This window comes from uncultured Ramlibacter sp., from assembly GCF_936925435.1.
Taxonomy (GTDB): Bacteria; Pseudomonadota; Gammaproteobacteria; order Burkholderiales; family Burkholderiaceae_C; genus Ramlibacter.
Map to the genome: position 1 here is coordinate 42346 of NZ_CAKZHQ010000014.1, position 26313 is coordinate 68658.

The window sequence follows — 26313 nt, forward strand, 5'->3', positions numbered from 1 at the left end:
TCATTGGAGAACGCCGCCTGTGCACCAGCGCTCGCTCTACGCCATCGACGCCTCAGTCACCCACAGAGATTGGTGACAGCCCCTTTTCATTTGTAAGCAAATTGCTTAGGGCCTATGCGCCTTTCCCGCATCAAGTTTCTGTTTCGCGCCAACACAATTGGACACATCGGAGCAGCAGCCCCACCGACCCTTCCAGGAGCACCCACCATGACCAACGATCAGCTGATGAATGAGATTCGCGACACCAACCTGTCCTACCTGATGCTGGCCCAGGCCATGATCCGCCAGGACAAGACCCTGGCCCTGTTCCGCCTGGGCCTGTCCGAGCCGGTGGCCGACCTCATTGCCCAGCTGTCTCCGCAGCAGATCGTCCGCGTGGCCTCGCGCAACCAGATGCTGTGCACCATGCGTTTCGACGACGAGCTGGTCTGGGGCCTGCTGACCGACGGCCACGATGCGCGCCAGGCCGGCGAGCAGACCGTCAGCCGCCTGCATGCCAGCGTGCTGATGGCCGGCCAACACGCCCTCGCTGCCTGATCACTGACCCTTTCTCCAGGACACACACATGAGCACACCTGCCAAGAGCCTCTTGAACGACAGCCGCCAGTTGGGCCGCGCCGTCCAGCTGATCGAACTGGGCGCCCGCATGGCCGTCCTGGAGTCCGAGACCAGCCTGTCGCACGAGCGCCTGCTGCGCCTGTACCGCGAGGTCACCGGCCAGTCGCCCTCCAAGGGCCAGCTGCCTTACTCCACCGACTGGTTCACCTCCTGGCAGCCCAATATCCATGCCTCGCTGTTCCTGAACATCTACGAGAACCTCAACAAGACCTGCGACCTGGACCAGATCGACCTGATCACCAAGGCCTGGCAGCTGTATGAGGCCGACGTCAAGGCCCTGGGCGTGGAAGCCATGCTGTCGATCACCCGCGCCTGGCGCCTGGTCAAGTTCGTCGACAGCGACATGCTGTGCCTGACGCCCTGCACCCACTGCGGCGGCCATTTCGTCACCCACAGCCACGAGTACGGCAAGGGCTTCAAGGCCTTTGTCTGCGGCATGTGCGAGCCGCCGGCCCGCGCCGGCAAGAGCCGCCGCACCGGCGCCATCCACTGATTGTTCTCCTCGCGTCGTTGCAGACGCATTCTTGAACGCGTGCTCCCAGGGGAACACGCGTTTTTTTTTGCCTCATCGCTCAAGTGGCGCGCCCCCCTGCCGAAACCTTGCCTGTGACACCGGCACATCGCCGGGCCGTATTCGAAAGCATTTCATTCATGTTCGTCATCGTTGGCTACCTTCTTGTGATCGGTTGCGTGCTCGGCGGCTATGCCATGGCCGGCGGCTCGTTCCCGGTCCTGCTGCACGCTGCCCCGCATGAACTGTTCGTGATCTGCGGCGCCGCCCTGGGCGCCTTCCTGGTGGGCAACAGCTCCAAGACGGTCAAGGCCACGCTCAAGCTCCTGCCCAAGCTGTTCAAGGGTTCCAAATACACCAAGGCGCGCTACATGGAGCTGATGGCGCTGCTGTTCGACACCCTGACCAAGGCCCGCAAGGAGGGCCTGATGTCGATCGAGTCGGACGTCGAGGAGCCCCGCAAGAGCCCGCTGTTCCAGAAATTTCCGCTGATCCTGGCCGACGACCACCTGATGGAGTTCATCACCGACTACCTGCGCATGATGGTTTCGGGCAACCTCAATGCCCATGAGCTCGAGAACCTCATGGACAACGAGATCGACACCCACCACCACGAGGCCCTGATTCCCGCCGGCGCGATCCAGACCATGGGCGATGGCCTGCCGGCTTTCGGCATCGTGGCCGCCGTGCTGGGCGTGGTCAAGACCATGGCTTCGGTGGGCGCCGCGCCCGCCGTGCTGGGCGGCATGATCGCCGGCGCCCTGGTGGGCACCTTCATGGGCATCCTGATGGCCTATGGCTTCGTCAGCCCGCTGGCCCAGCTGGCCACGCAGAAGGTCGACGAGACGACCAAGGAATTGCAGTGCGTCAAGACCACGCTGCTGGCCAGCGTGCAGGGTTACGCCCCGGCGGTCGCGCTGGAGTTCGGCCGCAAGGTCCTGTTCTCGACGGAACGGCCCAGCTTCATCGAGCTGGAAGACCACGTCAAGGGCAACAAGAAGAAGACCGCCTGAGAGCGGCAGCAACAAGGCAGGAACAGACATGGCAACCGCAGCGGGCAAGCTTCAGCCCATCATCATCAAACGCGTCAAGAAGGCCGGCCACGCACCCCACCACTCGGGCGCGTGGAAGATCGCCTACGCCGACTTCGTCACGGCCATGATGGCCTTCTTTCTGCTGATGTGGCTGCTGGGGTCGACCTCCAAGGGCGACCTGCAGGGCATCGCGCTGTTCTTCCAGAATCCGCTGAAGGTGTCCATGGCCGGTGGCTCCGGCTCCGGCGACAGCTCCAGCATCATCAAGGGCGGCGGCTCCGTTCTCACCCGCGTCAACGGCAACGTGCGCAACGGCGAGACCCCGGCCCAGCAGCGCAGCTTCAACCTGCAGGCCTTGCGCGCTGAAATCCAGGCCACCGATGCGCAACGCATGCGCGAGCTGCAAGCCAGGCTGGAGCAGGCCATCGCGGCCAACCCGGCGCTGGCGGGCCTGCGCAACCAGCTGCGCTTTGACATCACGCCCGACGGCCTGCGCGTGCAGATCGTCGACGACAAGGGCCGACCCATGTTTGACGCCGGCAGCGCCCGGGTCAAGGACTACATGCGCGAGCTGCTGCGCAGCATCGGCCAGCTGATCGAGGGCGCCGACTCCGGCGTCGTGCTGTCGGGTCACACCGACGCCTCGCCTTACAGCGGCGGCGAACGCGGCTACTCCAACTGGGAGCTGTCGGCCGACCGCGCCAATGCCTCGCGCCGCGAACTGCTGGCCGGTGGCCTGCGCGAGGACCGCGTTGTGCGCGTGCTCGGCATGGGCTCCTCGACCCTGTTCGATCCCGCCGACCCGGTCAACCCGATGAACCGCCGCATTTCCCTGCTGGTGCTGGGCCGCCTCGGCCAGGAGCGCTGGGCCAGGGGCGTGGAGACGCCGGTGTCGGAAGCCCAGGCCATCGAGCAACTGCTGGAAAAGCAGGAGGCCGCCATGCCCCCCGCCGCGTCGCTGCCAGGTCAAGTCCCCGCGGTGACGGCTGCGCCCCTGGCGTTGCGCCCCGCACCCGCCCCCATCTTCCCGGCCGCGCCTGCTGCCGCCCGCTGAAATCCATTGCCAACTTTCACTCCGGAGCCATCCCATGACCGCCCCCACTGACATGAAGTTTCTGATCGTCGATGACTTCTCGACCATGCGCCGCATCGTGCGCAACCTGCTCAAGGAAGCCGGCTTCGCCAACGCCGACGAAGCCGAGGACGGCGTCGCCGCCCTGGCCAAGCTGCGCGCCGGCAGCTTCGACTTCGTGGTCAGCGACATCAACATGCCCAACATGAACGGCTTCGAGCTGCTGGCCCAGATCCGCGCCGATGCGGCCCTGAAGGCGCTGCCGGTGCTGATGATCACCGCCGAGGCCCGCAAGGAAGACATCGTCATGGCGGCCCAGATCGGCGCCTCCGGCTACATCGTCAAGCCCTTCACCAAGGGCACGCTGGAAGACAAGGTTCAGAAGATCCTGCAAAAACTGGCCCAGACCGCCTGAAGGACATCACCATGTCCACCACTGAAACAACCGCCGGCGCGCCCGACTTCTTCAAGCGCGTCGGCGAGCTGACCCGCAACCTGCACGACGCGCTGCAGCAGCTGGGCTACGACAAGAACATCGAGGCCTCGCTGGGCACCCTGCCCGATGCCAAGGCCCGCCTGTCTTTCATCGCCCGACTGACCGGCGACGCCGCCGAGAAGGTGCTCAACACGGTTGACGCCGCCCAGGCCCAGCAGGACGCCCTGGTGGCCCAGGCTGTGGCGATCGAAGAGCTTCTCAAGAAGGACCCGGTCGGCGCCGTGGCCCGCGGCGACGTGCTCAACTTCATCGGCAACGTCAAGTCCAACGCCCAGGTCACCACCGGCCAGCTCAGCGAAATCATGCTGGCGCAGGATTTCCACGACCTGACCGGCCAGACCGTGCAAAAGGTGGTGGCCATGGCCACCACGCTGGAGGACTCGCTGCTCAAGCTGCTGCTGGAAACCGCGCCACTGGAGGCGCGAGCCACGGTGGAAACCGGTTTCCTCAACGGCCCGGTGATCGACCCCAGCGGCCGCACCGACGTGGTCTCCAACCAGGCCCAGGTCGACGACCTGCTGGAGAGCCTCGGCTTCTGAATGGCCCCCACGCTCGCTCACTGCGTGTAGCTCGCTGCCCCCCGAGGGGGCCTTCGCGCCTTGGGGCGGCCCAGCGGCGCTCACGTACGCGGCCCGGCGGTGGCCGCCCACCCAATAGGGGGCTTTTTCCCCCTTTCTTCGGGACTTAAGTTTTGCCCATCGGCAAAACAATGGAGGCACTGAACATTCGTTCCCGCCCTCCATGTCCGCATCCGAAACCAGCAAAGAAGACCGCCAGCTAGACGCATCCGAGCGCCGCCTTGAACAGGCCCGCGAGGACGGTCAGGTGGCGCGTTCGCGCGACCTGGTCCACCTGGCGGCCATCGGCGCTCTTCTGTTGCTTCTTCTCGGCCTGGGGCCCTGGCTGGCCGAGCAGGCCCTGCAGCTGGTCCATGCCGGCCTGCGCTTTGACCGCGAAGCGGCCTTCGAAACCGGCAAGATGGTGCCCAGGCTGGCGCATTTCGGCGTTGCCGGCCTGCAGACCGTGGTGCCGGTGGCCGGCGCCATGGCCGTGCTGCTGGCCGGTGCCACGCTGGCCGTGGGCGGCTGGAACTTCACCCTCAAGGCGCTCGAACCCAAGTTCGAGCGGCTCGACCCCATCGCCGGCATCGGCCGCATGTTCGACCTGCAGCAGATGCTGCAGAGCCTGCGCCTGATCCTGCTGACGGCGGCCCTGCTGTACTGCGCCTGGCTCTACCTGCAGTCCCACGCCGGCGATATCGACACCATGGCCCGCCTGCCGCTGGCACGGGCTCTGTCCACCGGCTTTGGCTGGCTCACCGGCGGCCTGTGGATGCTGCTGGGCGTGTGCCTGGTGTCCGCGCTGGCCGACGTGCCCTTGCAGATCTTCAAGCACAAGTCCGGGCTGAAGATGTCGCTGGAAGAAGTCAAGCAGGAAAACAAGGAATCCCAGGGCGACCCGCACGTCAAGGGCGAGCGCCGCCGCCGCCAGCGCGAGATGTCGCGCGGCCGCATGCTGGCCGCCGTGCCCACGGCCAACGTCATCGTCACCAACCCGACCCACTATGCGGTCGCCCTGCAGTACGACGAGACCTCGATGCGCGCACCCCGGATCGTCGCCATGGGCGCTGACCTCCTGGCTTTGAAGATCCGCGAAGTGGCATCCGCCAACCGCATACCGATGCTGGAAGCGCCGCCGCTGGCGCGCGCCCTTTACCGCCACGGCGACATCGACGGCGAAGTGCCGGTCGAGCTGTACACCGCGGTGGCGCAGGTTCTGGCCTGGGTGTTCCGCCTGCAGACCGCAGTGCGCGCGCCGGCCCTGCCGGTGATCCAGGTTCCGCACGGCATGGACCCGCTTGACAAGGCCACCACATGAGAAACTTCCTGACCACCACTCCCGCCAACGGCCAGGCCGGCGGCATGGCCGGCCTGCTGGACATGATGCCCGGCTGGCGCGCCGTCGGCGCGCCGCTGCTGATCGTGATGATCCTGGCGATGATGCTGGTGCCTTTGCCGGCCATCGCGCTGGACCTGCTGTTCAGCTTCAACATCGCCGTGTCCCTGGTGGTGCTGATGGTGGCCAGCTACACCAAGCGGACCCTGGACTTCTCCAGCTTCCCCAGCGTGCTGCTGGTGACCACGCTGCTGCGCCTGGCGCTGAACGTGGCCTCGACCCGCGCCGTGCTGATGTACGGCCACACCGGCACCGGCGCCGCCGGCCAGGTGATCGAATCCTTTGCGCACTTCATGATCGGCGGCAGCTTCGCCGTCGGCATCGTGGTGTTCGCCATTCTGACCATCATCAACTTCGTGGTCGTCACCAAGGGTGCGGGCCGGATCGCCGAAGTGTCGGCCCGCTTCGCCCTGGATGCCATGCCCGGCAAGCAGATGGCCATCGACGCCGACATGGCCGCCGGCAGCATCGACGAGAAGGAAGCCCGCAAGCGCCGCAACGAGGTGACCCAGGAAGCCGAGTTCTACGGCTCCATGGACGGTGCCTCCAAGTTCGTGCGCGGCGACGCCATCGCCGGCATCATGATCCTGTTCATCAACATGATCGGCGGCCTGGTGATCGGCATGCTGCAGCACGGCCTGCCGCTGGAAGCCGCGCTGAACAACTACACCCTGCTGGCGATCGGCGACGGCCTGGTCGCCCAGGTGCCCGCGCTGGTGATCTCAGTGGCCGCCGGCCTGATCGTCTCGCGCGTGGGCGACGAAGACATCGGCCGCCAGGTCGCCGGCCAGCTGCTGTCGATTCCGCGCGCGCTGGGCCTGACGGCCTGCGTGCTGGGCGTGCTGGGCCTGATCCCGGGCATGCCGCACCTGCCTTTCCTGGTGCTGGCCGGCCTGTGCGGCTACAGCGCCTGGATGCTGACCAAGGCGGCGAGCAAACCCAAGCCGGTGGCCGAAGAGGCGCCCAAGCAGGTCAACCCCGGCGCCGAAGCCAGCTGGGACGACGTCACCCCGGTCGACCTGCTGGGCCTGGAAGTGGGCTACCGCCTGATCGCGCTGGTCGACAAGGCCCAGGGCGGCGACCTGCTGGGCCGCATCAAGGGCGTGCGCAAGAAGTTCGCCGCCGACGTCGGCTTCCTGCCGCCGGCCGTGCACATCCGCGACAACCTCGAACTGCATCCTTCGCACTACCGCATCCTGCTCAAGGGCGTGATCGTCGGCGAAGGCCAGGCCTTCACCGGCATGTACCTGGCCATCAACCCCGGTCACATCAAGGTGCCGCTGGCCGGCACCCTCACCACCGACCCGGCCTTCGGCCTGCAGGCCGTGTGGATCGAGGCCAAGACCCGCGAGCAGGCCCAGTCTTCCGGCTACACGGTGGTCGATGCCGCCACCGTGGTGGCCACCCATCTGAACCACGTGATGCAGACCTACGCCGCCGCCCTGCTGGGCCGCGTCGAAGTGCAGGAGCTGCTGGACCACGTCCGCCGCTATGCGCCGGCCCTGGTCGACGACACCGTGCCCAAGCTGGTGCCGCTGCAGGTGCTGCAGAAGGTGCTGCGCAACCTGCTGGACGAGTCGGTGCACATCCGCGATCTGCGCGGCATCCTGGAGCTGCTGGGCGAGTTTGGCCAGCAGAGCCTGGACACCGGCGTGCTGACCCGCGAGCTGCGCATCGGCCTGGCCCCTGCCATCGTGCAGGATCTGTATGGCCCGGTGAAAGAACTCGGCGTGATGGCCGTGGAGCCCGGCCTGGAGCAGGTGCTGGTGCAGGCGCTGTCGCCCGAAGCCCAGGCACCGCTCGATCCCGGCATGGGCGAGCTGCTGACAGACCAGGCGGCTGCCGCCGCCAAGGCCCAGGAGGAGGCGGGACTGCCTGCCTGCCTGCTGGTGCCAGACCGTATCCGCGCGCCGCTGGCCAAGCTGATGCGCCGCAAGGCTCCCCGCCTGCGCGTGCTGGCCCATAGCGAAATCCCGCGCACCCATTCGATCCAGATTAACCGCGTTATCGGAGTGAACACATGAACGTCAGACGTTTTGTTGGCAGGAATGCCCGTGAAGCCATTGCACAGGCGCGTGGCGCCTGGGGCGACCAGGCCGTGGTGCTGTCCAACCGTCCCATCCCGGGCGGTGTCGAGATCCTGGCCATGGAAAGCGCCGAGGCGCCCATGCACAGCAACCGCGCCAAGACGGCGCAGCCGGCGCCCAAGGGCACGGCCGCTGCGGTCGAGGCCAAGCGCCCGGCCGGCTCGGTCGAGCCCATGAGCACGCTGTCGTTCCAGCAGTTCGTGCGCGAGCGCCAGCGTCTGGATGCGCAAGGCGCCGAGGCGAAGGCAGAGCCCGTGGCCGAGGCCGTGGCTGCTCCTGCTGCCGCCGTGGCGACCAAGGCCACGCCGGCGCGCCGCAAGCCCCCGGTGGAGCCGGGCCGCTTTGCCGCCGAACAACTCAACGACGAAGTGGCGCAGCAAGCCCAGTCCGAGACCGGCACGCCGGCCTCGCCCGCCTTCCAGGCCGGCGCCAGTGCCTTTGCCGCCGTGGCCCAGGCCGGGCAGGGCGAGGAAATGCTGGCCGAACTCAAGTCCATGCGCGGCATGATCTCCTCGCAGCTGGCCAGCCTGTCGTGGTTCGACACCGTGCGCCGCAACCCGGCCCAGACCCAGCTGCTGCGCCTGATGATCTCCAACGGCTTCTCGCCCGCGCTGGCGCGCCAGCTGGTGCACCGGCTGCCCGATGGCCGCGATGAGGCCCAGTCGGGCCAGTGGCTGCTGGACGTGCTGGCCAAGAACCTGCACTGCGCCGACAGCGAATCCATCGCCAACAAGGGCGGCGTGTTCGCCCTGGTCGGCCCGACCGGCGCAGGCAAGACCACCACCACCGCCAAGATCGCCGCCAACTTCGCGATGCAGCACGGCGCCGCCTCGGTGGGCCTGATCACGGTGGACACCTACCGCATGGGCGCATCCGACCAGCTCGGCGCCTTTGGCAAGATCCTGAACATCCCGGTCCACATGGCGCGCGACAGCGCCGCGCTGGTCGATCTGCTGAACCTGTTCGAGAAGAAGAAGCTGGTGCTGATCGACACCGTGGGCGTGGGCCAGCGCGACAGGCGCCTGACCGACCTGTTCGCCGCGCTGCCGGCCGAGCGCATCAACCGCCTGCTGGTGCTCAATGCCAGCGCCCAGGCCGAGACCCTGGAAGAAGTGGTGCAGGCCTATGGCACTGGCGCCGGTGGCCGCTGCGTCATCTCCAAGCTGGACGAGGCCGTCAAGTGCGGTGGCGTCATCGACGTGGCGATCCGCCACCAGCTGCTGGTCGAGGGTTTTGCCAACGGCCAGCGTGTGCCGGAAGACTGGCACGCCGCGCGCGCCAAGCTGCTGGTGCAAAAGGCCCTGCTCAGGCAGCCCAATTCCATCTTCACTCCCGATGACACCGAACTGGGCCTGATGCTGACGGCACCGCCGGCCGCTGGGCGCGTTGCCGGAGGCATGCGTGCTTGACCAGGGCCTGGACCAGGCCGCCGGGCTGCGCCGCATGGTGGCGCAGCCGGGCCTGAGCCTGATGGCGTTCCCGGTTGCCGCCAGCGATGGCGGCCTGTGGATCGCCCAGCTGGCGCATTCGCTGCGCGCGCTGGGCATGCGCCCGGTGGTGGTCGATGCCAGCGGTGGCGGCGTGACGCGCGCCTTCGGCCTCAAGCCCCGCCACGACCTGCTCGACATGATGCAGGGCGTGCGCCAGTTCGACGAGGTAGCACTGGCCACGTCCGACGGCATCCACGTGCTGCGCGCCGACCGCGGCGTCGAGGCTTTCGTGGCCTCGGGCGCGCCGGCCAGCCGCTTGTTCGGCGGCTTCGCCGGCCTGTCGCACGGTTTTGACGTGCTGCTGCTGGCGATGCCGGCCGGCGAACTGGCCTGCCTGGCCTCGCCCGCCACGGCCTTGCCGGTGATTGCGCTGGACAGCGGCGACGACGGCCTGGTCCATGCCTATGCCACCGTCAAGCAACTGGCGACGGGATTTGGCTACAGCCGCTTTACCGTCGTCACCCAGGGTGCGACCAGCGCCGTGCAGGCCCGCCAGGCCCACGCCCGGCTGGCCACCGCCGCACGCTCGTTCCTGAACTGCGAGGTGCAGCTGGCTGGCTGGCTGCCGCGCCCGCCCGCCGATTCCGCACCGGCGCTGGCCGAACTGGCCCAGAGCCTGATCCATACCGCGGCCACACCCCTGGTCCTGCACTGACGTGCCGGACGAAGACGATCCCAAGGAGCAATCCATGTCCATGTACACCGCCAAAGGCACGATCGACGGCCAACCCGGCATCGAGACCTACCTTCCCCTGGTGCGCCGCGCCGCCGCCAAGATGATCGGCCGCCTGCCCGCCAACGTCGAGATGGACGACCTGGTACAGGCCGGCATGATCGGCCTGATGGATGCGATGCAGCGCTACGAACAGGGCCATGGCGCCCAGTTCGAGACCTTCGCCATGCAGCGCGTGCGCGGCGCCATGCTCGACGAGCTGCGCGGCACCGACTGGGTGCCCCGCTCGGTGCGCAAGAGCCAGCGCGACATCGCCGGCGCCGTGCACGCGCTGGAGCACCAGCTGCACCGCGCGCCCACCGACTCGGAAATCGCCACCCAGCTGGCCGTGCCGCTTCAGGACTACCACGACATGCTGACCGACGTGCGCAGCGCGCAGCTGGTCTACACCGACGACTACGAAGCCTCCGGCGACGACACCCACTACCTGGACCGCCACCTGCCGGTGGACGAGCGCACCGACCCGGCCGCCCAGCTGGCCGACCGGCGCTTCCGCGAATCCCTGGTGGCCGCCATCGGTGACTTGCCCGAACGCGAGCAGTACGTGATGAGCATGTACTACGAGCACGACATGAACCTCAAGGAAATCGCCGCCGTGCTGGGCGTGACCGAGTCGCGCGTGTGCCAGCTGCACAGCCAGTCGGTGGCCCGCCTGCGCGCCCGCGTGAAGAACTGGTGAGCGTTGCGGCCTGTGTGGCCGCACGTGAAACGCCAAGCCAAGCAGCCCGCCTCGTGCGGGCTGTTGGCATTGGGGCTTGCAGTGTCCAGGCCCGGGCAGGTCGTGCAGAATCTGGCCATGGGCCTTCTCCTCATGCGCTGGGCCAGCCTCACCGCCCTGGTGGACCGCCACGGCCTGGGCGAGGCAGTCAAGCTTGCATTCGTGGCGGCCTGCGCTCTGGCCGGTGGGCTGGCCGCGCTTTGCCTGGACTAGCTGCGGTGCGCCCGTCCCTATCGGCGGTTTAAAGGCCGCTCAGGCCGGGACGAAGGCGTCGGCCGCTGTCACGCGGTTGACCTCCACCGAGATGTGGACCAGTTCGTCGTGCACGCGCAGCAGGCGCTTGAAGTCGTCGGGCTGGGCGTCGGCGGCCGTGACCAGCGAGACGATGCAGGCGTATTTGTCCTTGCCGACGCGCCAGACGTGCAGGTCGCAGATGCTGGCCGGCACCGGGCCTGCGGCGATGGCCTCGTGGATCTCCTGCACCACGGGGGCGTCCATTTCGGCATCCAGCAGCACGCGCCCGGTGTCGCGCAGCAGTCCCACGGCCCAGACGGTGACCAGCACGGCGCCGACCATGCCCATCACCGGGTCCAGCCAGTTGGCGCCCCAGAGTTTGCCGCCGGCCAGGGCGGCGATGGCCAGCACCGAGGTGGCGGCGTCTGCCAGCACATGCAGGTAGGCCGAGCGCAGATTGAGGTCGCCGTGGGCATCACCGTGGCCATGGTGGTGTCCGTGGCCGTGGTGATCGTGCTGGTGGCCGCCGCGCAGCAGCCAGGCACAGGCCAGGTTGACAGCCAGGCCCGCCAGGCCGATGGCGATGGCGGCGTCGTACTGGATCGGCTCCGGTGCCAGCAGGCGCGCGACCGACTGCCACAGCATGAGGGCTGCGACCAGCAGCAACAGGATGGCGCTGCTGTAGCCGCCCAGCACCTCGATCTTCCAGGTGCCGAAGGCGAAGCGGCCGTTGCCAGCCAGGCGCCGTGCCGCCGCATAGCTGGCAGCCGCCAGGCCCAGCGCCAGCACATGCGAGCTCATGTGCCAGCCATCGGCCAGCAGGGCCATGGAGTTGAAAGCCCAGCCGCCGGCGATCTCGGCCAGCATCATCAGCGCCGTCAGCGCCATGGCCCACAGGGTGGCGCGCTCGGCCAGCGGGTTGCCGGCATCGAAGACGTGGGAATGGCGCCAGGCGTCGAAGCTGGTCATGGGAAGGCAATCTCTGAAAAACAGGCTGCCAGTATGGCAACAGCGCGCAAAGCGGTGGGGGCGGCGCGCCTGTCCCTGGGTTTTTGCTCCTGAAACAGGAGCGATAGAGGATGATCTGGCGCGGGCTGGCGGCCTGTTTGGCCGCTGCAATGCCGGAAAAGGCCGATCAGGCCTGGACGAAGCCCCGGCCGCGCACGGCGGGGGCGGTCAGCATGCCGGCGGCGGCGTAGACGCGGTTGGACTGGGCGCTTTGCAGCAGGGGGTCGCCCTGGCCCAGGGCATCGATGGCGCGTTGCACGTCCAACTGGCGGCGGTTGAGCATGTCCTGGTTGGCGCGGGCGCGGCCGTGCAGCGCGCGCAGGCGGTCCTGCTGCTCGGGTGTGGGCAGGCGGGTGATGCTGGCGCGCAGGGCGGCCAGCCGGGAATTGAGGATGACCGACAGCCCGGGCAGAGCGTCGGCCTGGCCATCGAGCACGGCTTGCGCCTGCTGGTCCAGCAGGTAGGGCAGCGCATCGAGCGCGGCGTCCAGCGCGGTGCTGCTGGCCATGGCGTCAGACCGAGCGGGGGCTCAGCAGGGCGGCGGCGTCGGCGATCAGGCGGTCCGCGATGGCTTCGGGGTTGACGCTGAAGCGCCCTTCACGGATGGCCTGGCGGATGGAGTCGACCTTGGCGCTGTCGAAGTCGGCGGACCCAGCCTGCTGGCTGATGGCCGTGCCAGCGGCCGAGACCGTGGCCTGGTCGATGGCGGCAATGCCGGCAACGGCCGGGATGGCCGAAGTCGTGGAGGAGCGCACATTAGCGCGCGCCGCGATGTCGCTAGAGACAAGGGGGGTGTCGGGTTTTGAGCCAATTTTCATAGGGTTCTCCGAGGGCCGGAAGCCAGCCTGCACCCATTATTCGGCGCGGCTGCGGGAAACTAAAGGCCAAAAACAGGGCTTTTTGCGCTTCTGTTCGGGTTTTGTGACTTTGGGCCGGTGCCGTTACAGCGCCACATCGACATGGCGGCCTTCCCGGGCCACCCCCAGCAGGATCTTGCCCAGGTCGGTGCGCACCCGCACGGTCTGGCCCTCGCCGGCGGCGCCCAGGGCCTGGCCGGTGGCGGCCACGGCAAAACCGGGGCCCGAAATGCGCAGCCGCACCGGGTCGCCGGACTGCACCACGCTGGTCACTCGGACCATGTCCGCGCGGATCGCCTGGCCGGGGCTCAGGGCGCGGGCCAGGGTGCGCCCGGCCAGCTGCTTGGGGTCGCGCGCCAGAGCGGCGGGCTCGCGGGTGAGTTCGATTTCCTGCTCGCGCACATCCTGCTCGGACAGCACGGTGCCGGAGGCCAGGGGCGTGGCGGCGACCAGGGCGCGGCCCCAGACGGTGACGGTGACAGGCAGCAGGACGGTCCAGGTGGCGCCGTCGGTGCAGCGCAGGCCCAGCGAGCTGCGGCCCCACAGGCGGCCATTGGCCGGTACGAAGGGTTCGCTGCGCCTGCAGGGCGCCAGCGAGTTCTGAGCCTCCAGGCTGCCGAGCCTGACATCGAAACGGCTGACCAGGTCGCCGCCGGCGGCAGCGACCTGCTGCGAGACAAAGCTGCGCAGGGCGTTCTCATCGAACACGGCCTGGGCGCGCACGGGCGCGGCGGCGGCCAGGGCGAGCAGGGTGGCGGAAAGGATGCGGGCGAGCGACATGGGTAACAGACAAAGAGGGCAGGGCTGCCGGTGGAGGAACTTTAGGCCTGGCCGGTGCCGCTCCAGCGCCGCAAAAGGCGCGCAAAGCCGCGCTTTATCGGCGCTTAAGTTTTCCGCCCCGGATTCCATACTTTCCAGCACCCCATCTGCACAACCGCACTCCTTTAGCAAACCCAAGGCAACCCATGAGCGATCTCCTCACCGCCAGACTGGACGGCTACGGCAAGGCCCTGAATCTTCTGTCACAGCGCCAGAAGGTGCTGGCCGGCAACGTCGCCAATGCCGACACGCCGGGTTTCAAGGCGCGCGATTTTGATTTCAGCGCCGCGCTGGCCCAGGCCCGCGGCCAGGGCATAGCCCCGCAAGTGACCTCCACCCGCCACCTCGGCGGCCCCTCGGCCAGCGGCGAGACCGACGAGGCCCGCCTGCAGTACCGCGCCTCCGAGCAGCCCAGCCTGGACGGCAACACCGTGGACCTGGACCGCGAGCGCGCCAACTTCGCTGACAACGCGATGCGCTACGAGGCCACGCTGCGTTTCATCAACAACGACGTGCGCACCATGCTGTCGGCCATCACCGGCCAGTAAGCGCCGCACCAGGAAGAACCCCATGTCCCTGTTCAACGTTTTCTCCATCTCCGGCAGCGCCGTCTCGGCCCAGTCCAAGCGCCTGAACGTCGTGGCCAGCAACATGGCCAACGCCGATTCCGTGGCCGGTCCCGACGGCAAGGCCTACAAGGCCCGCCAGGTGACCTTCGAGGCCACGCCCGTGCCCGGCTCCGATGTCGCCGGCGTGCGCATCACCGGCATCAGCGAGAACGAAGCCCCGGGCCGCCGCGCGCATGAGCCGGGCCATCCCATGGCCGACGCCGATGGCTATGTGACGCACTCCAACGTGAGCGTGGTCGACGAGATGGTCAACATGATCTCGGCCTCGCGCTCCTACCAGAACAACGTCGAGGTCATGAACACGGCGCGCCAGCTGCTGTCCAAGACCTTGCAGATGGGCCAGTAAAGGAACAACACCATGGCAATCAATTCCGTCACCCCCGGCACTACGACCCCTTCTTCGGCAAGCAGCAGCAATTCTTTAAGCAGCGCCACCGCCAACGAGCAGCAGGACCGCTTCATGAAGCTGCTGGTCGCGCAGATGCAGAACCAGGATCCGCTCAACCCGATGGACAACGCGCAGATGACCAGCCAGATCGCGCAGATCAACACCGTCAGCGGCATCGAAAAGCTCAACCGCACGGTCGAGACCCTGCTGGGCGGCTTCTACGCGCTGCAGGCCCAGTCGGCCACGCAGCTGGCCGGCAAGTCGGTGCTGGTCGAGGGCACGGCCCTGAACCTGGCCGATGGCAAGGCCACCGGCGGCATCGAGCTGGCCGCTGCCGCCGACACCGTCAACGTTGACATCGTGGACGCCACCGGCGCCACGGTGCAGACCATTGCCATGGGCCAGAACCCGGCCGGCGTGCGCAGCTTCACCTGGGACGGCATGCGTGCCGATGGCAAGGCTGCCGCCGACGGCGCCTACAAGATGCGCGTCACCGCCATGGCTGGCACCAACAAAGTGGACGCCGTCACGCTGACCACCGCCAAGGTCAACTCTGTGGCCACCAGCACCGCCGGCCTGCAGGTCGACCTGGGCCCCAACGGCCTGCGCCCGTACAACGACGTCAAGTCCTTCCTCTAAATCGACAACCCACCCGGAGCCCCACATGAGTTTCCAGCAAGGCATCAGCGGCCTGAACGCCGCCTCCCGTAATCTCGAAGTCATCGGCAACAACATTGCCAATGCCAACACCGTCGGCGCCAAGTCCTCGCGCGCCGAGTTCGCCGACGTCTACGCCAACGCTGCCAAGAGCCAGTGGTCGCCCACCGCCGGCATGGGCGTGCGCGTGGCGGCTGTCACCCAGCAGTTCGCCCAGGGCAGCATCCGCACCACCGAGAACCCGCTGGACATGGCGATCAACGGCCGCGGCTTCTTCAGCGTGACCCAGCCGGGCAGCACCGACACCGCCTACACCCGCAACGGCCAGTTTCAGCTGGACAGCAACGGCTATGTCGTCACCAACAGCGGCCTGCGCCTGCAGGGCTACCAGGTCGACGCAGCCACCGGCCAATCCAGTGGCGTGGCCGGTGACATCCAGCTGCCCGCTGGCGGCATCGGCGCCAAGGTGACCACCTCGGCCGGCCTGCAGATCAACCTGGACTCGCGCACCCCGGTGCCGCCGGCCACCATGCCCGCGTTCGCGCTGGGCGATGCCAAGTCCTACACCTCGTCGACTTCGGTCGCCACCTATGACCAGCAGGGCAACGAACAGGTGCTGTCGGTGTACTTCCGCCGCACCGCGGCACCCGGCGGCAATGAGTGGGATGTCTATGCCTCGCACGACGGCGTGGCCGTGCCCGCGCTTCCTGTGCCCCAGGTCCCGACTGGCCGTCTGACCTTCCTGCCCGATGGCACGCTGGACGCCGCCAAATCCGGCACGCTGGATGCCGGCGGCGGGTTCACGGCCGGCGACATGACGCTGGACCTGCCGTATGCCGCCTCCACCCTGCCGGTGCCGCCGTCGGCGTCGCTCCTTACCTCGCCGGTGACGATGTCGTTCGCCAACAGCAAGCAGCAGTCCGCCCCCTTCGGCGTGGCGGCCGCCACCCAGGACGGCTATGCCCCCGGCCAGCTCAGCGGCTTCGGGATCGCCGCCGACGGCACGGTCGAGGCCCGCTACACCAACGGCAAGACCCTGGCCGCGGCGCAGATCGCGCTGGCCGACTTCCGCAACGTCCAGGGCCTGGCGCCGGCTGGCGACAACCTGTGGCGCGCCACGAACGCATCGGGCGAGCCCGCCGTCAGCGCTCCCGGCACCGCCAGCCTGGGCGTGCTCCAGGGCGGAGCCGTGGAAGAGTCCAACGTCGACCTGACCCAGCAGCTGGTGGACATGATCACCGCCCAGCGCGCCTACCAGGCCAACGCCCAGACCATCAAGACGCAAGACCAGATGCTGTCGACCCTGGTCAACCTGCGCTGATCCGCAACCGCTAGCCGAACGCCCCTATGGACCGCCTCATCTACACCGCCGCTTCCGGCGCCCGCGCGACGATGTTCCGCCAGGACAACATCACGCAGAACCTGGCCAATGCCAACACCCCCGGCTACCGCGCCGACCAGGTGGCCTTCCGGGCAGTGCCGGTGCGCGGCGACGGCGCCACCACCCGCGTGGTGTCGCTGGAGGCGACGGCCGGCTTCGACGAGCAGAGCGGTCCGATCCAGACCACCGGCCGCAACCTGGACATCGCCGTCAAAGGCAACAGCTACATCGCCGTGCAGTCGCCCGACGGCGCCGAGGCCTACACCCGCGACGGTGGCCTGGAAGTCACGCCCGAAGGCGTGTTGGTCACGCGCAGCGGCCTGCCGGTCGCCGGCCAGGGCGGCACGCTGAACATCCCGGCCGACACCACCGTGAGCATCGGCGCCGACGGCACGGTGACGGCCAAGCCGCAGAACGGCCCGGCCCAGACGGTGGGCCGCATCAAGCTGGTCAGCCCCGAAACCGGCGAGCTGCGCAAGGGCGCCGATGGCCTGCTGCGCATGGCCACCGGCGAGGACGCGCAGGCCGACGAGAACGCCCGCGTGGTCGCCGGCGCCCTCGAAGGCAGCAACGTCAACCCGATCGAGGCCATGGTCAGCATGATCTCCGCCTCGCGCCAGTTCGAGACCCAGATGAAGCTGCTGCAGACCGCCGAGCAGAACGATCAACGCGCCGCCCAGCTGCTGGCGCCCGCCCGCTAACCCCACACCCTCCAAGGAACCGCCACCATGATGCGCTCCCTCTCGATTGCCAAGACCGGCCTGGAAGCCCAGCAGACCCAGCTGGACACCATCACCCACAACCTGGCCAACGTCGGCACCAATGGCTACAAGCGCAGCCGCGCGGTCTTCGAGGACTTGCTGTACCAGAACATCCGCCAGGCCGGCGCGCCTTCGACCGAACAGACGCAGCTGCCCACCGGCCTGCAGCTGGGCACCGGCGTGCGCACTGTCGCCACCTCGCGCAACTTCAGCCAGGGCGCGCTGACCCAGACCGGCAACAACCTGGACCTGGCGATCAACGGCCAAGGCTTTTTCCAGGTGCAGATGCCCGACGGCAGCGCCGCCTACACCCGTGACGGCTCGTTCCAGGTCGACGCGCAGGGCCAGCTGGTCACCTCCAGCGGCTATGCGGTCAACCCCGCCATCACCATTCCGGCCAACACGCAGAGCATCACCATCAGCCGCGACGGCATTGTCGCGGTGACGGTGCCCAACCAGACGACCCCCCAGCAGGTCGGCCAACTGCAGCTGGCCAGCTTCATGAACCCGGCCGGCCTGGATCCGCGCGGCGGCAACCTGTTTGCCGAAACCGCAGCGTCGGGCACGGCGCAGGCCGGCAATCCCGGCGCCAACGGCCTGGGCGTGGTCAACCAGGGCTCGGTCGAAGGCTCGAACGTCAACGTGGTCGAGGAACTGGTGTCCATGATCCAGGCGCAGCGCGCCTACGAAATCAATTCCAAGGCCATCCAGACCTCCGACCAGATGCTGGCCCGCCTGGCCCAGCTGTGAGCCACTACGCCATGAAGACCGCCTTCCTGTCCGCCATTGCCTGCGCAGCGCTTGCGCTGTCCGGCTGCGCCACCCTGACCGCGCCCGAAGTGCCCATGCACGTTGCGCCGCCGCAGGCTTCCATGCCGGTGCCCGCGACCGTGGCCACCCATGGCGCGATCTTCCAGGCCGCGACGCACCGCCCGCTGTTCGAGGACCAGCGCGCCCGCATGGTCGGCGACACCCTGACCATCGTGATCCAGGAGCAGGTCACGGCCAGCCAGCAGTCCAACAGCAAGATCGACCGCAGCGGCTCGCTGGCTGCCGGCATCTCGGCGCTGCCGTTCGCCTCCACCAAATTCCTGGGCCGCACTTCGGTCGATGCCAACTCCGAGCTCGAAGGCAAGGGCGAGGGCAAGACCGACAGCAACAACCGCTTCTCCGGCACGATCACCGTGCTGGTGCAGCAGGTGCTGCCCAACGGCAACCTGCTGGTGGTCGGCGAAAAGCAGATCGGCGTCAACCAGAACGTTGACGTGATGCGCTTTTCCGGCATCGTCAACCCGGTCAATATCCGCAGCGGCAACGTGGTCGCCTCGACCTCGGTGGCCGAGGCCCGCCTGGAGCAGCGCAACCGCGGCGACATCGGCCGCGTGCAAGGCCTGGGCTTCCTGAGCCGCTTCTTCCTGAGCATCGCGCCAGTCTGAGCATGAAAATCTGTTTCCACCCCCTCAAGACGGCACTGGCACTGGTGCTGGCCGTTGCATCCGCCATGCCTTTGCAGGCCGCCCCTGGCGGCAGCGAGCGCATCCGCGACCTGGCCAGCGTGTCGGGCGTGCGGGTCAACCAGTTGATCGGCTATGGCGTGGTGGTCGGCCTGGATGGCAGCGGCGACGCCACCAACCAGGTGCAGTTCACCGGCCAGAGCGTGCAGTCGCTGCTCAGCCAGTTCGGCGTGGCCCTGCCGCCCGGTGTGAATCCGCAGATGCGCAATGTCGCCGCCGTGATGGTGACGACAGCGCTGCCGGCCTTTGCCCAACCCGGCCAGCAGATCGATGTCACCGTGTCCTCGCTGGGCAATGCGCGCTCGCTGCGCGGCGGCACCCTGCTGCTGACGCCGCTCAAGGGCGCCGACGGCCAGATCTACGCCATGTCCCAGGGCAACCTGGTGATCGGCGGCGCCGGCGCATCCGCCGGTGGCAGCAAGGTGCAGATCAACCACCTGCTGGCCGGCCGCATCCCAGGCGGCGCCACGGTGGAACGCGCCGTTCCCAATAGCGCGCTGAACTCGGACCTGGTCCACCTCGAACTGAACACGACCGACTTTTCCACCGCCCGCCTGGTGGCCGACGCCATCAACCGCCACCTGGGCGGCGGCGACGTGGCCAGCGCCGTGGACGGCCGGGTGGTGCAGGTGCGCTTCCCCGGCACCGGCAACCGCGTGGGCTTCCTGGCCGAACTCGAGAACATCGAGGTCGGTCTGGCCGCCCCGCAGGCCAAGGTCATCGTCAACGCCCGCAGCGGCTCGGTGGTGATGAACCAGTCGGTGCGCCTGGGCCCGGTGGCCGTGGCCCACGGCAATCTGTCGGTGACGGTGTCGAGCACGCCCATCATCAGCCAGCCCAACGCCCTGGCCGCCGGCCAGACCGTGGTGGCCGAAAAGACCGACATCAGCGTCAAGCAGGACCCCGGCGTGCTGCACCACGTGCCGGCCAGCGCCGACCTGGCCGACATCGTCAAGTCCCTCAATGCCCTGGGCGCCAGCGCCGCCGACCTGATCGGCATCCTGCAGGCCATCAAGGCGGCGGGCGCGCTCAAGGCTGAACTGGAGATCATCTGATGGTTGCCGATAGCACTCGCTCCTCCCTTGGCATCGACAGCCGCTCGCTCGACGCGCTGCGCAATGAGGCGTCACGCGATCCGAAGGCGGCCGCCCACCAGGCGGCAGTGCAGTTCGAGTCGCTGTTCATGCAGCAGGTTCTCAAGAGCATGCGCGCTGCCGGCGAGCCCTTGAAGGCCGAAGGCTCGACAAACGCTGGCAACGACACCTTCACTAGCATGCTCGACAGCCAGATGGCCAAGCAGTTCGCCGGCCGGACCGGTGGCCTGGGCGAGATGATCGAAAAGCAGCTGACCCGCCACATGCAGAGCCTGCCGGCCGTGTCGCCGGAAAACCAGGCTGCTGCAACTGCCGCCGCCGCGGCAGTTGCAACGCAGCAGGCCGCACCCGCCGCGTCGCCGGTGTCGCAGGGCGCGGCTGGCGGCAGCAAGCAGTCCGCCTTCATCCAGCGGCTGCTGCCGCACGCCAAGGCGGCTGAAGCGCAGACCGGCGTGCCGGCCTCCTTCATCCTGGGCCAGGCCGCACTGGAGTCGGGCTGGGGCAAGGGCGAAATCCGCAATGCCGATGGCAGCCCCTCGTTCAACCTGTTCGGCGTCAAGGCCACGGGCTGGAAGGGCGCCACCGCCGCCGCCCGCACCACCGAATACGTGGATGGCCAGGCCGTCAAGCAGACCGAGAAATTCCGCAGCTACGGGTCCTACACGGATGCCTTCGCCGACTATGCGCGCATGCTGTCCAACAGCCCGCGCTACGCCAGCGTGGTGCGCAATGCCACCTCGGCCGAGAGCTTCGCCGGCGGCATGCAGCGCGCCGGTTACGCCACCGACCCGCGCTACGCCAGCAAGCTGGCCCAGACCATCAATCACACCCTCAACCTGCAACGCGCGTTGGGCTGAACAAGACGAAGGAAACGCAAACCATGTCATCCCTGCTCAATATCGGCAGCCGCAGCCTCAACGCCTCGCAAGGCACGCTGGGCACCATCGCGCACAACATCGCCAACGCCAATGTCCCGGGCTACTCGCGCCAGGAAGCCGTCCTGTCGACGGCCGACGGCCAGTACACCGGCTCGGGCTTTTTCGGCCGCGGCGCCGACCTCACCACGGTGCGGCGGCATTACGACCAGTTCCTGACCTCGGCGGTGCAGACCAACACCTCGCTGGCGGCCTCCGACAGCGCCCGTGCCGGCGCCCTGGCCGAGCTCGATGGCGTGTTCGCCGGCTCGGACACCGGCATCGGCGCCGTGCTCGACAGCTTCTTCGCGGCGGCCAGCGACCTGGCCAACCGGCCCGGCGATGCCTCGGCGCGCCAGTCCTTCCTCGGCCGCGCCAGCCAGCTGGCGCAGCGGGTCACGGTCGTGGGCGAGCAGCTGGCCGAACTGGGCAAGCTGGCCGAGAGCCGTCTTGCGCAGGGCGCCAACCAGGTCAATGCACGGCTGTCCGAGATCAAGGCGCTGAACAGCCAGATCACGGCTTCGCTGGGCTCGGGCCATACACCCAACGACCTGCTGGACCAGCGCGACATGGCGCTGCAGGGCCTCAACAGCCTGATGGCGGTGAGCACGGTGATGGCACCCGATGGTGGCATGAATCTTTTTTCCGCCAGCGGCGCGCCGTTGTTGGTGGGCGCCCAGCAGGCGCTGCTGCAGGCCGCAAACGACCCCGCCGATGCCACCAAGCTGGGCTTGCAGCTCAAAGTCGGCCCGACCACGCAATGGCTGGATGCCGACGCCCTCGGCGGCGGTTCGCTGACCGGTCTGTTGCGTTTCCGCGATGAAGACCTGGCCGCCTCGCTCAACCAGGTGGGCCGCATCGCCCTGGTGATCGCCGACCGCTTCAACGCCCAACAGAAGGCGGGCGTCGATGCCACCGGCACCGTTGGCAGCCCGCTGTTCAGCGTGGCCGACCCCGCCGTCCAACCCCATTCTGGCAACACCGGCAGCGCCACCGTGACCGCCAGCGTGACCGACAGCAGCGCGCTCAAGGCCAGCGACTACCGCGTCGACTGGGACGGCACCAATTACACCGTCACCCGCCTGTCGGACGGCCAAGCCTCGAGCTTCGCCGCTTTCCCACCCAGCCTGGACGGACTGAAGCTGAGCGCCAGCCTCGGCATGGCCGCGGGAGACTCCTTCCTGGTCAAGCCCACGCTGCATGCGGCCACCAGCCTGACGGCGCGCCCGCTGTCGGCCCAGCAGGTTGCCACCGCTTATGCCGTCATGCCGCAGGCCGCCGCCGGCAACAAGGGCTCCGCTGCCGTCAGCGGGTTCCAGGTCATCGCCCCCCAGACCGCCGACACCACCCGGTCCGTCACCATCACCTTCGACACTACTCCGCCGATCTCTTACACCATTGATAACATTGTCGGCCCGCCCCTCGATACCTTGAGCGGTGTTCTCTACACGCCGGGTGACCGCATTCCCGCCGCGCCGGCCACCTACAACGGCTGGAGCATGGTGATCGACGGTACGCCGGTGGCAGGCGACGTGATCACCGTCAACCCGACCACCTCGCCGGGCACCGACAACCGCAACGCGCTGGCGCTGGGCTCGCTGGCCGACCTCGCCCTGGTCGACGGCGCCACGCTCAACGAGTCCTATGCCAGCCTGATCGGCGATGCCGGCGTGCGCGTGCAAAGCGCGCGTGACGCCGCCACAGTGTCGGCCAAGCTGCAGGACGAGGCCGTGGCCCGCCAGCAGAACGTCGCCGGCGTCAACCTCGACGAGGAAGCCGCCAACCTGCTGCGCTTCCAGCAGGCCTACCAGGCCTCGGCCAAGATCATCCAGGCCAGCCAGACCCTGTTCGAGGCCCTGCTGGCCGCCACCGGCCGCTGAGCCGCCCCTTAGGAGATTTCAAGCATGCGTGTCCCTACTTTCAATTCATCGCAAGCCGCCTTCAGCGGTATCGAAGCGCGCCAGGTCGAGCAGGCCAAGCTGCAGACCCAGCTGACCACCGGCATGCGGGTGAACTCGCCCGGGGACGACCCGGTTGCCGCCGCCCAGGCCGAGATGGCGCGCTCGCGCCTGGCCCGCGTGGCGCAGGAGCAGCGCAGCGGCCAGCTGGCGACCAGCCTGATGGCGGCCGCCGACGGCGCGCTGGCGCAGGGCGTGGATCTGCTGCAAAGCGTACGCGAGGCCCTGGTGGCTGCCGGCGACGGCGGCTACAGCGATGCCGACCGGATCTCCCTGGCCAAGCAGCTGCGCTCGGCGCGCGAGGGCATGCTGGCCCTGGCCAACACCCGCGACGGCGCCGGCGGCTTCATCTTTTCCGGCCGCGGCAGCACCGACGAGCCGGTCTCGCTGGGCGCCAGTCCCGCCTACGCGGCCCAGGCCGGCGTGCAGCGCATCGGCAGCGACGGCAAGTTTGCCGCCACCATCGACGGCCGCGCCAGCTTCATGGCGCTGGCCCAGGGCAACGGCGTCTTCGTCACGGCCTCCAATGCCGGCAACACCGGCTCGGGCTGGATCGAGCCGGGCAGCGTGGCCGACCCGACCCAACTGATCGGCAGCAACTACGAAATCACCATTGCCGGCACGCCGGGCAACCTGACCTACACGGTGCTCGACACGAGCTCGGGCAACCCGGTGGTTGCCGCTCCAGGCCTGCCCTACCAGGACGGCGCCACCATCAGCTTCGACGGCCAGAACGTCAAGGTGGCCGGCACGCCGGCGGTGGGCGACAGCTTCCTGGTCGGACCGGCCGGCCAGCAGAGCATCTTCCAGACCCTGGACGAGGCCATCGCGGTGCTGGAAACCCCGTCGGCCAAAACCGTCTATTCCGAGAAGCTGACGCGGGTGCAGGCCAGCCTGGACCGCGGGCTGGACGCCCTGATCCTGATGCGCAGCCAGGTCGGCGACGAGCTGCGCAACGTCGAGAACGTCAGCGCGCTGGGCCAGCAGGAAGACCTCCTGTCCAGCCAGCGCCGCAGCGAGCTGGTGGAACTGGACTTCGCCAAGGGCATCTCCGACATGCAGGCCAACCAGATCGGCCTGGAGGCGGCGCTCAAGTCCTATGCGACGGTCTCCAAGGCCTCGCTGTTCCAGATGCTCTGAAGCCTTAGGCGGCGGTCTGCGGCTGGCCCTCGACCTGCAGCACCAGGGCCCTGGCTCCGGCCGGCGGCAGGTTCAGCAGCTTGCCCAGTTCAACATAGTCGTCGGGCAGGGCGGGGTTGCTCCAGCGGTCTTGCGAGTGGCGCGCGATGCGCACCGCCAGCATCACGCTTTGCGGCCCGGGCTCGCGGTTCTGGACGTTGGTCATGCGGCGCAGAAAGGGCGGCAGGCGCCAGACCGCCATCAAGGTCTGCTCCAGCTGGGCCAGCTCCGTGCCCAGCGAGCTGCGCTGTGCCTCGGCGGAACGCAAGGTCGGGTTGGCGCGCATGCGCTTGGCCATCTCGAGCATCAGCGAAGGCGCCTCGCAGTACAGCAGCAGGCTGACGAAGTTGTCCAGCAGCGCCGCCTGGTGCAGCACCTCGGCGTCCTCGTCCATGCGGTGGATGGCAAAGGCTGCCGCCAGTCGCGCGGCGCGGTGGGAACGCTCGAACGACTGCAAAGCGCTTTCCAGCGCCAGTGGCTCTTCGGCCAGCCGCTCTTCCAGCACGGGCAGTTCGGTGAAATCGCGGAAGAAGGGCTCGATGCCGGTCAGCACCAGGCCGGCCGTGACGGTTTCCACCGGCGTGGCCAGGCGGCTGCCCATCTTTTGCGAGACGTGGATCAGCACCCGCAGGGTCATCAGCGGGTCGCGCAGGACCAGGTCGGCCAACGAGTTGGCGTCAACCCGGTCGGGATTCTCGCGGGCGGCTTCGACAGCGTCCCGTGTGCTGCGCAGAACAGGAATCTGGATGGACTTCAGGTGTTGAACCCATTGGGGGCAGCTGGTGGGTTTGCGGAGGAACATGCCGTTGTCTTCGGCAGCGCCGTCGCAATCTTGAGGGGCAAGTCGCCGCCCAGCCCGTCAGCTCAGCGTAAACTGCCCGCAGTGTTACGACTCCCGGGCCCATGGACTTTCTGCTGATCGCACTGCTCACGGTGCTCAATGGCGTTTTCGCCATGTCCGAGCTGGCGCTCGCCTCCAGCCGCAAGGCCCGGCTGGTGAGCCTGGCCGAGGCGGGCGACCACGGCGCCCAGGCGGCGCTCAAGCTGCTGGAGCACCCCACCCAGTTTCTTTCCACCGTGCAGGTGGGCATCACCTCCATCGGCGTGCTCAACGGCATCGTCGGCGAAGCGGCCTTCAGCGCCGGCGTGGCGGCCTGGCTGCAGGGCTGGGGCGTGGCACCGCGGCCGTCCGAGATCGCCGCCACCGCCATCGTGGTGGCGGTCATCACCTTCGTCACCATCATCTTCGGCGAGCTGGTGCCCAAGCGCATCGGCCAGCTCTATCCGGAGTCGGTGGCCCGCTGGGTGGCGCGGCCCATGGTCTGGCTGGCCAAGGCCGCCGGGCCCTTCGTCAAGCTGCTGTCGGCCACCACCGTGGGCGTGCTCAAGCTGCTCAAGATCGACACCACCCAGACCCGCGGCATGACCGAGGAGGAGATCGCCCACAGCCTGGAGGAGGGCGTGGACGCCGGCGTGATCGAGCAGCACGAGCGACAGATGGTGCAGAACGTCTTCCACCTGGACGACCGGCCACTGACCTCGATGATGGTGCCGCGTTCGGACATGCAATGGCTGGACGCCGACCTGCCGGTGGCGCAGGCGCTGGCGCAGGCCGGCGCCAGCGGCGCCCATTCCTGGTACCCGGTGTGCCGCGGCTCGCTCGACGACGTGCTGGGTGTGGTCAGCGTCTCGCGCCTGCTGGCGCTGGGTCCCAGCCACGAGGGGACGGTGGGGCCGCATGCCTTGCCCGCGCTGTTCCTGCCCGAGACCCTGTCGGGCATGGAACTGCTCGAGCAGTTTCGTGCCCAGTCCGGCCGCATGGCCTTCGTGGTCGACGAATACGGCGTGGTGCAGGGCCTGATGACGCCGCACGACCTGCTGGAGGCCATCACCGGCGAGTTGCAGCCCGGCGCCCAGGCCGATGCCTGGGCCACGCGGCGCGAGGATGGCTCCTGGCTGCTCGACGGCCTGATGCCGGTGGCCGAGCTCAAGGCCAGGCTGGACATCCGCGAACTGCCCGAGGAAGAGCGTGGCCGCTACAACACCGTGGCCGGCCTGCTGATGGCGGTGTCGGGCCGCCTGCCGGCGGTGGGCGAGCGCATCGGTTGCGGCGACTGGGTGTTCGAGGTGGTGGACCTGGACGGCAAGCGCATCGACAAGGTGCTGGCCGAGCAGCTTGCGGCCCAGGCTGGCTGAGCAGGCAAG

Annotated in this window: 29 protein-coding genes; 24 read left to right on the forward strand and 5 right to left on the reverse strand. The window is 68.3% G+C overall.

The window, feature by feature from the left end; all coding sequences use genetic code 11:
- Positions 1–207 precede the first annotated feature (207 nt).
- From flhD to Q0632_RS08375, 12 genes are all read left to right on the forward strand, one after another.
- Positions 208–537 (forward strand): flagellar transcriptional regulator FlhD, encoded by a 330-nt coding sequence (flhD, locus tag Q0632_RS08320; protein WP_298927209.1) that lies wholly within the window; start codon positions 208–210, stop codon positions 535–537.
- A gap of 28 nt (positions 538–565) precedes the next feature.
- The gene (flhC, locus tag Q0632_RS08325) at positions 566–1111 is read left to right on the forward strand and encodes a flagellar transcriptional regulator FlhC (protein ID WP_298927210.1); all 546 of its coding nucleotides are present in this window, start codon (positions 566–568) and stop codon (positions 1109–1111) included.
- Between the two features lie 158 nt (positions 1112–1269).
- Positions 1270–2142: a flagellar motor stator protein MotA gene (gene motA, locus Q0632_RS08330; protein ID WP_298927213.1), complete on the forward strand. Its 873-nt coding sequence runs from the start codon at positions 1270–1272 to the stop codon at positions 2140–2142.
- A gap of 28 nt (positions 2143–2170) precedes the next feature.
- Entirely contained in the window at positions 2171–3217 is a 1047-nt protein-coding gene (gene motB, locus Q0632_RS08335; RefSeq protein WP_298927216.1) for a flagellar motor protein MotB, read from the forward strand.
- Positions 3218–3251: 34 nt separating this feature from the next.
- Positions 3252–3650: a chemotaxis response regulator CheY gene (gene cheY, locus Q0632_RS08340; RefSeq protein WP_298927219.1), complete on the forward strand. Its 399-nt coding sequence runs from the start codon at positions 3252–3254 to the stop codon at positions 3648–3650.
- Positions 3651–3661: 11 nt separating this feature from the next.
- Entirely contained in the window at positions 3662–4270 is a 609-nt protein-coding gene (locus Q0632_RS08345; RefSeq protein ID WP_298927222.1) for a protein phosphatase CheZ, read from the forward strand.
- A gap of 202 nt (positions 4271–4472) precedes the next feature.
- On the forward strand, positions 4473–5609 hold the full coding sequence (locus Q0632_RS08350) for an EscU/YscU/HrcU family type III secretion system export apparatus switch protein (RefSeq protein WP_298927225.1): 1137 nt from the start codon (positions 4473–4475) through the stop codon (positions 5607–5609).
- Between the two features lie 44 nt (positions 5610–5653).
- On the forward strand, positions 5654–7711 hold the full coding sequence (gene flhA, locus Q0632_RS08355; protein WP_298927285.1) for a flagellar biosynthesis protein FlhA: 2058 nt from the start codon (positions 5654–5656) through the stop codon (positions 7709–7711).
- Complete coding sequence (gene flhF, locus Q0632_RS08360; protein ID WP_298927228.1) at positions 7708–9183, forward strand: flagellar biosynthesis protein FlhF; 1476 nt, start codon at positions 7708–7710, stop codon at positions 9181–9183. The genes flhA and flhF overlap by 4 nt, the downstream gene beginning before the upstream one ends.
- Complete coding sequence (locus Q0632_RS08365; RefSeq protein WP_298927231.1) at positions 9176–9919, forward strand: hypothetical protein; 744 nt, start codon at positions 9176–9178, stop codon at positions 9917–9919. The genes flhF and Q0632_RS08365 overlap by 8 nt, the downstream gene beginning before the upstream one ends.
- Before the next feature lie 40 nt (positions 9920–9959).
- Complete coding sequence (locus tag Q0632_RS08370) at positions 9960–10676, forward strand: RNA polymerase sigma factor FliA (protein WP_298927287.1); 717 nt, start codon at positions 9960–9962, stop codon at positions 10674–10676.
- A 117-nt stretch (positions 10677–10793) separates the two neighbouring features.
- Positions 10794–10928, forward strand: coding sequence for a hypothetical protein (locus tag Q0632_RS08375; RefSeq protein WP_298927234.1), 135 nt, complete (start codon positions 10794–10796; stop codon positions 10926–10928).
- A 39-nt stretch (positions 10929–10967) separates the two neighbouring features.
- Here Q0632_RS08375 and dmeF read toward each other — a convergent pair whose 3' ends face one another.
- From dmeF to flgA, 4 genes are all read right to left on the reverse strand, one after another.
- Entirely contained in the window at positions 10968–11918 is a 951-nt protein-coding gene (gene dmeF / locus Q0632_RS08380) for a CDF family Co(II)/Ni(II) efflux transporter DmeF (protein WP_298927235.1), read from the reverse strand.
- Positions 11919–12084: 166 nt separating this feature from the next.
- Positions 12085–12465, reverse strand: coding sequence for a hypothetical protein (locus Q0632_RS08385; RefSeq protein WP_298927237.1), 381 nt, complete (start codon positions 12463–12465; stop codon positions 12085–12087).
- 4 nt (positions 12466–12469) lie between these two features.
- Complete coding sequence (gene flgM / locus Q0632_RS08390; protein ID WP_298927240.1) at positions 12470–12775, reverse strand: flagellar biosynthesis anti-sigma factor FlgM; 306 nt, start codon at positions 12773–12775, stop codon at positions 12470–12472.
- Between the two features lie 123 nt (positions 12776–12898).
- Positions 12899–13594, reverse strand: a complete 696-nt coding sequence (gene flgA, locus Q0632_RS08395) for a flagellar basal body P-ring formation chaperone FlgA (protein ID WP_298927241.1) — start codon at positions 13592–13594, stop codon at positions 12899–12901.
- A 185-nt stretch (positions 13595–13779) separates the two neighbouring features.
- Here flgA and flgB point away from each other — a divergent pair, with 185 nt between their 5' ends.
- Genes flgB through flgL form a run of 11 tightly spaced genes read left to right on the forward strand, consistent with a single transcriptional unit; the run spans position 13780 to position 24069 of the window.
- Positions 13780–14181 carry a flagellar basal body rod protein FlgB gene (flgB, locus tag Q0632_RS08400; protein ID WP_298927242.1) on the forward strand — a complete coding sequence of 134 codons (402 nt, stop codon included), beginning with the start codon at positions 13780–13782 and terminating at the stop codon, positions 14179–14181.
- Between the two features lie 22 nt (positions 14182–14203).
- On the forward strand, positions 14204–14608 hold the full coding sequence (gene flgC, locus Q0632_RS08405) for a flagellar basal body rod protein FlgC (protein ID WP_298927243.1): 405 nt from the start codon (positions 14204–14206) through the stop codon (positions 14606–14608).
- A 12-nt stretch (positions 14609–14620) separates the two neighbouring features.
- Positions 14621–15289: a flagellar hook capping FlgD N-terminal domain-containing protein gene (locus tag Q0632_RS08410; protein ID WP_298927244.1), complete on the forward strand. Its 669-nt coding sequence runs from the start codon at positions 14621–14623 to the stop codon at positions 15287–15289.
- A 25-nt stretch (positions 15290–15314) separates the two neighbouring features.
- A complete protein-coding gene (flgE, locus tag Q0632_RS08415) occupies positions 15315–16628 on the forward strand; it encodes a flagellar hook protein FlgE (protein WP_298927245.1) in 1314 nt (437 codons plus the stop codon).
- 26 nt (positions 16629–16654) lie between these two features.
- On the forward strand, positions 16655–17389 hold the full coding sequence (flgF, locus tag Q0632_RS08420; protein WP_298927246.1) for a flagellar basal-body rod protein FlgF: 735 nt from the start codon (positions 16655–16657) through the stop codon (positions 17387–17389).
- Between the two features lie 27 nt (positions 17390–17416).
- Positions 17417–18199 carry a flagellar basal-body rod protein FlgG gene (gene flgG, locus Q0632_RS08425; protein WP_298927247.1) on the forward strand — a complete coding sequence of 261 codons (783 nt, stop codon included), beginning with the start codon at positions 17417–17419 and terminating at the stop codon, positions 18197–18199.
- Between the two features lie 11 nt (positions 18200–18210).
- Positions 18211–18885, forward strand: coding sequence for a flagellar basal body L-ring protein FlgH (locus tag Q0632_RS08430; protein ID WP_298927248.1), 675 nt, complete (start codon positions 18211–18213; stop codon positions 18883–18885).
- Between the two features lie 2 nt (positions 18886–18887).
- Entirely contained in the window at positions 18888–20018 is a 1131-nt protein-coding gene (locus Q0632_RS08435; RefSeq protein ID WP_298927249.1) for a flagellar basal body P-ring protein FlgI, read from the forward strand.
- The gene (gene flgJ / locus Q0632_RS08440) at positions 20018–20914 is read left to right on the forward strand and encodes a flagellar assembly peptidoglycan hydrolase FlgJ (RefSeq protein ID WP_298927250.1); all 897 of its coding nucleotides are present in this window, start codon (positions 20018–20020) and stop codon (positions 20912–20914) included. Before Q0632_RS08435 ends, flgJ begins: the two co-directional genes overlap by 1 nt.
- A 23-nt stretch (positions 20915–20937) precedes the next feature.
- Entirely contained in the window at positions 20938–22851 is a 1914-nt protein-coding gene (gene flgK, locus Q0632_RS08445; protein WP_298927251.1) for a flagellar hook-associated protein FlgK, read from the forward strand.
- 24 nt (positions 22852–22875) lie between these two features.
- Positions 22876–24069 (forward strand): flagellar hook-associated protein FlgL, encoded by a 1194-nt coding sequence (gene flgL / locus Q0632_RS08450; protein WP_298927252.1) that lies wholly within the window; start codon positions 22876–22878, stop codon positions 24067–24069.
- Positions 24070–24073: 4 nt separating this feature from the next.
- Here flgL and Q0632_RS08455 read toward each other — a convergent pair whose 3' ends face one another.
- On the reverse strand, positions 24074–24910 hold the full coding sequence (locus tag Q0632_RS08455) for an HDOD domain-containing protein (protein WP_298927253.1): 837 nt from the start codon (positions 24908–24910) through the stop codon (positions 24074–24076).
- A 101-nt stretch (positions 24911–25011) separates the two neighbouring features.
- Here Q0632_RS08455 and Q0632_RS08460 point away from each other — a divergent pair, with 101 nt between their 5' ends.
- Positions 25012–26304 carry a hemolysin family protein gene (locus Q0632_RS08460; RefSeq protein WP_298927256.1) on the forward strand — a complete coding sequence of 431 codons (1293 nt, stop codon included), beginning with the start codon at positions 25012–25014 and terminating at the stop codon, positions 26302–26304.
- The last annotated feature ends 9 nt before the right edge of the window (positions 26305–26313 follow it).

What these genes read in the sequence shown, in the direction of transcription:
- flhD (WP_298927209.1), top strand. Translation starts at nt 208, where the DNA reads ATGACCAACGATCAGCTGATGAATGAGATTCGCGACACCAACCTGTCC.
- flhC (WP_298927210.1), top strand. Translation starts at nt 566, where the DNA reads ATGAGCACACCTGCCAAGAGCCTCTTGAACGACAGCCGCCAGTTGGGC.
- motA (WP_298927213.1), top strand. Translation starts at nt 1,270, where the DNA reads ATGTTCGTCATCGTTGGCTACCTTCTTGTGATCGGTTGCGTGCTCGGC.
- motB (WP_298927216.1), top strand. Translation starts at nt 2,171, where the DNA reads ATGGCAACCGCAGCGGGCAAGCTTCAGCCCATCATCATCAAACGCGTC.
- cheY (WP_298927219.1), top strand. Translation starts at nt 3,252, where the DNA reads ATGACCGCCCCCACTGACATGAAGTTTCTGATCGTCGATGACTTCTCG.
- Q0632_RS08345 (WP_298927222.1), top strand. Translation starts at nt 3,662, where the DNA reads ATGTCCACCACTGAAACAACCGCCGGCGCGCCCGACTTCTTCAAGCGC.
- Q0632_RS08350 (WP_298927225.1), top strand. Translation starts at nt 4,473, where the DNA reads ATGTCCGCATCCGAAACCAGCAAAGAAGACCGCCAGCTAGACGCATCC.
- flhA (WP_298927285.1), top strand. Translation starts at nt 5,654, where the DNA reads ATGGCCGGCCTGCTGGACATGATGCCCGGCTGGCGCGCCGTCGGCGCG.
- flhF (WP_298927228.1), top strand. Translation starts at nt 7,708, where the DNA reads ATGAACGTCAGACGTTTTGTTGGCAGGAATGCCCGTGAAGCCATTGCA.
- Q0632_RS08370 (WP_298927287.1), top strand. Translation starts at nt 9,960, where the DNA reads ATGTACACCGCCAAAGGCACGATCGACGGCCAACCCGGCATCGAGACC.
- Q0632_RS08375 (WP_298927234.1), top strand. Translation starts at nt 10,794, where the DNA reads ATGGGCCTTCTCCTCATGCGCTGGGCCAGCCTCACCGCCCTGGTGGAC.
- dmeF (WP_298927235.1), bottom strand. Translation starts at nt 11,918, where the DNA reads ATGACCAGCTTCGACGCCTGGCGCCATTCCCACGTCTTCGATGCCGGC.
- Q0632_RS08385 (WP_298927237.1), bottom strand. Translation starts at nt 12,465, where the DNA reads ATGGCCAGCAGCACCGCGCTGGACGCCGCGCTCGATGCGCTGCCCTAC.
- flgM (WP_298927240.1), bottom strand. Translation starts at nt 12,775, where the DNA reads ATGAAAATTGGCTCAAAACCCGACACCCCCCTTGTCTCTAGCGACATC.
- flgA (WP_298927241.1), bottom strand. Translation starts at nt 13,594, where the DNA reads ATGTCGCTCGCCCGCATCCTTTCCGCCACCCTGCTCGCCCTGGCCGCC.
- flgB (WP_298927242.1), top strand. Translation starts at nt 13,780, where the DNA reads ATGAGCGATCTCCTCACCGCCAGACTGGACGGCTACGGCAAGGCCCTG.
- flgC (WP_298927243.1), top strand. Translation starts at nt 14,204, where the DNA reads ATGTCCCTGTTCAACGTTTTCTCCATCTCCGGCAGCGCCGTCTCGGCC.
- Q0632_RS08410 (WP_298927244.1), top strand. Translation starts at nt 14,621, where the DNA reads ATGGCAATCAATTCCGTCACCCCCGGCACTACGACCCCTTCTTCGGCA.
- flgE (WP_298927245.1), top strand. Translation starts at nt 15,315, where the DNA reads ATGAGTTTCCAGCAAGGCATCAGCGGCCTGAACGCCGCCTCCCGTAAT.
- flgF (WP_298927246.1), top strand. Translation starts at nt 16,655, where the DNA reads ATGGACCGCCTCATCTACACCGCCGCTTCCGGCGCCCGCGCGACGATG.
- flgG (WP_298927247.1), top strand. Translation starts at nt 17,417, where the DNA reads ATGATGCGCTCCCTCTCGATTGCCAAGACCGGCCTGGAAGCCCAGCAG.
- Q0632_RS08430 (WP_298927248.1), top strand. Translation starts at nt 18,211, where the DNA reads ATGAAGACCGCCTTCCTGTCCGCCATTGCCTGCGCAGCGCTTGCGCTG.
- Q0632_RS08435 (WP_298927249.1), top strand. Translation starts at nt 18,888, where the DNA reads ATGAAAATCTGTTTCCACCCCCTCAAGACGGCACTGGCACTGGTGCTG.
- flgJ (WP_298927250.1), top strand. Translation starts at nt 20,018, where the DNA reads ATGGTTGCCGATAGCACTCGCTCCTCCCTTGGCATCGACAGCCGCTCG.
- flgK (WP_298927251.1), top strand. Translation starts at nt 20,938, where the DNA reads ATGTCATCCCTGCTCAATATCGGCAGCCGCAGCCTCAACGCCTCGCAA.
- flgL (WP_298927252.1), top strand. Translation starts at nt 22,876, where the DNA reads ATGCGTGTCCCTACTTTCAATTCATCGCAAGCCGCCTTCAGCGGTATC.
- Q0632_RS08455 (WP_298927253.1), bottom strand. Translation starts at nt 24,910, where the DNA reads ATGTTCCTCCGCAAACCCACCAGCTGCCCCCAATGGGTTCAACACCTG.
- Q0632_RS08460 (WP_298927256.1), top strand. Translation starts at nt 25,012, where the DNA reads ATGGACTTTCTGCTGATCGCACTGCTCACGGTGCTCAATGGCGTTTTC.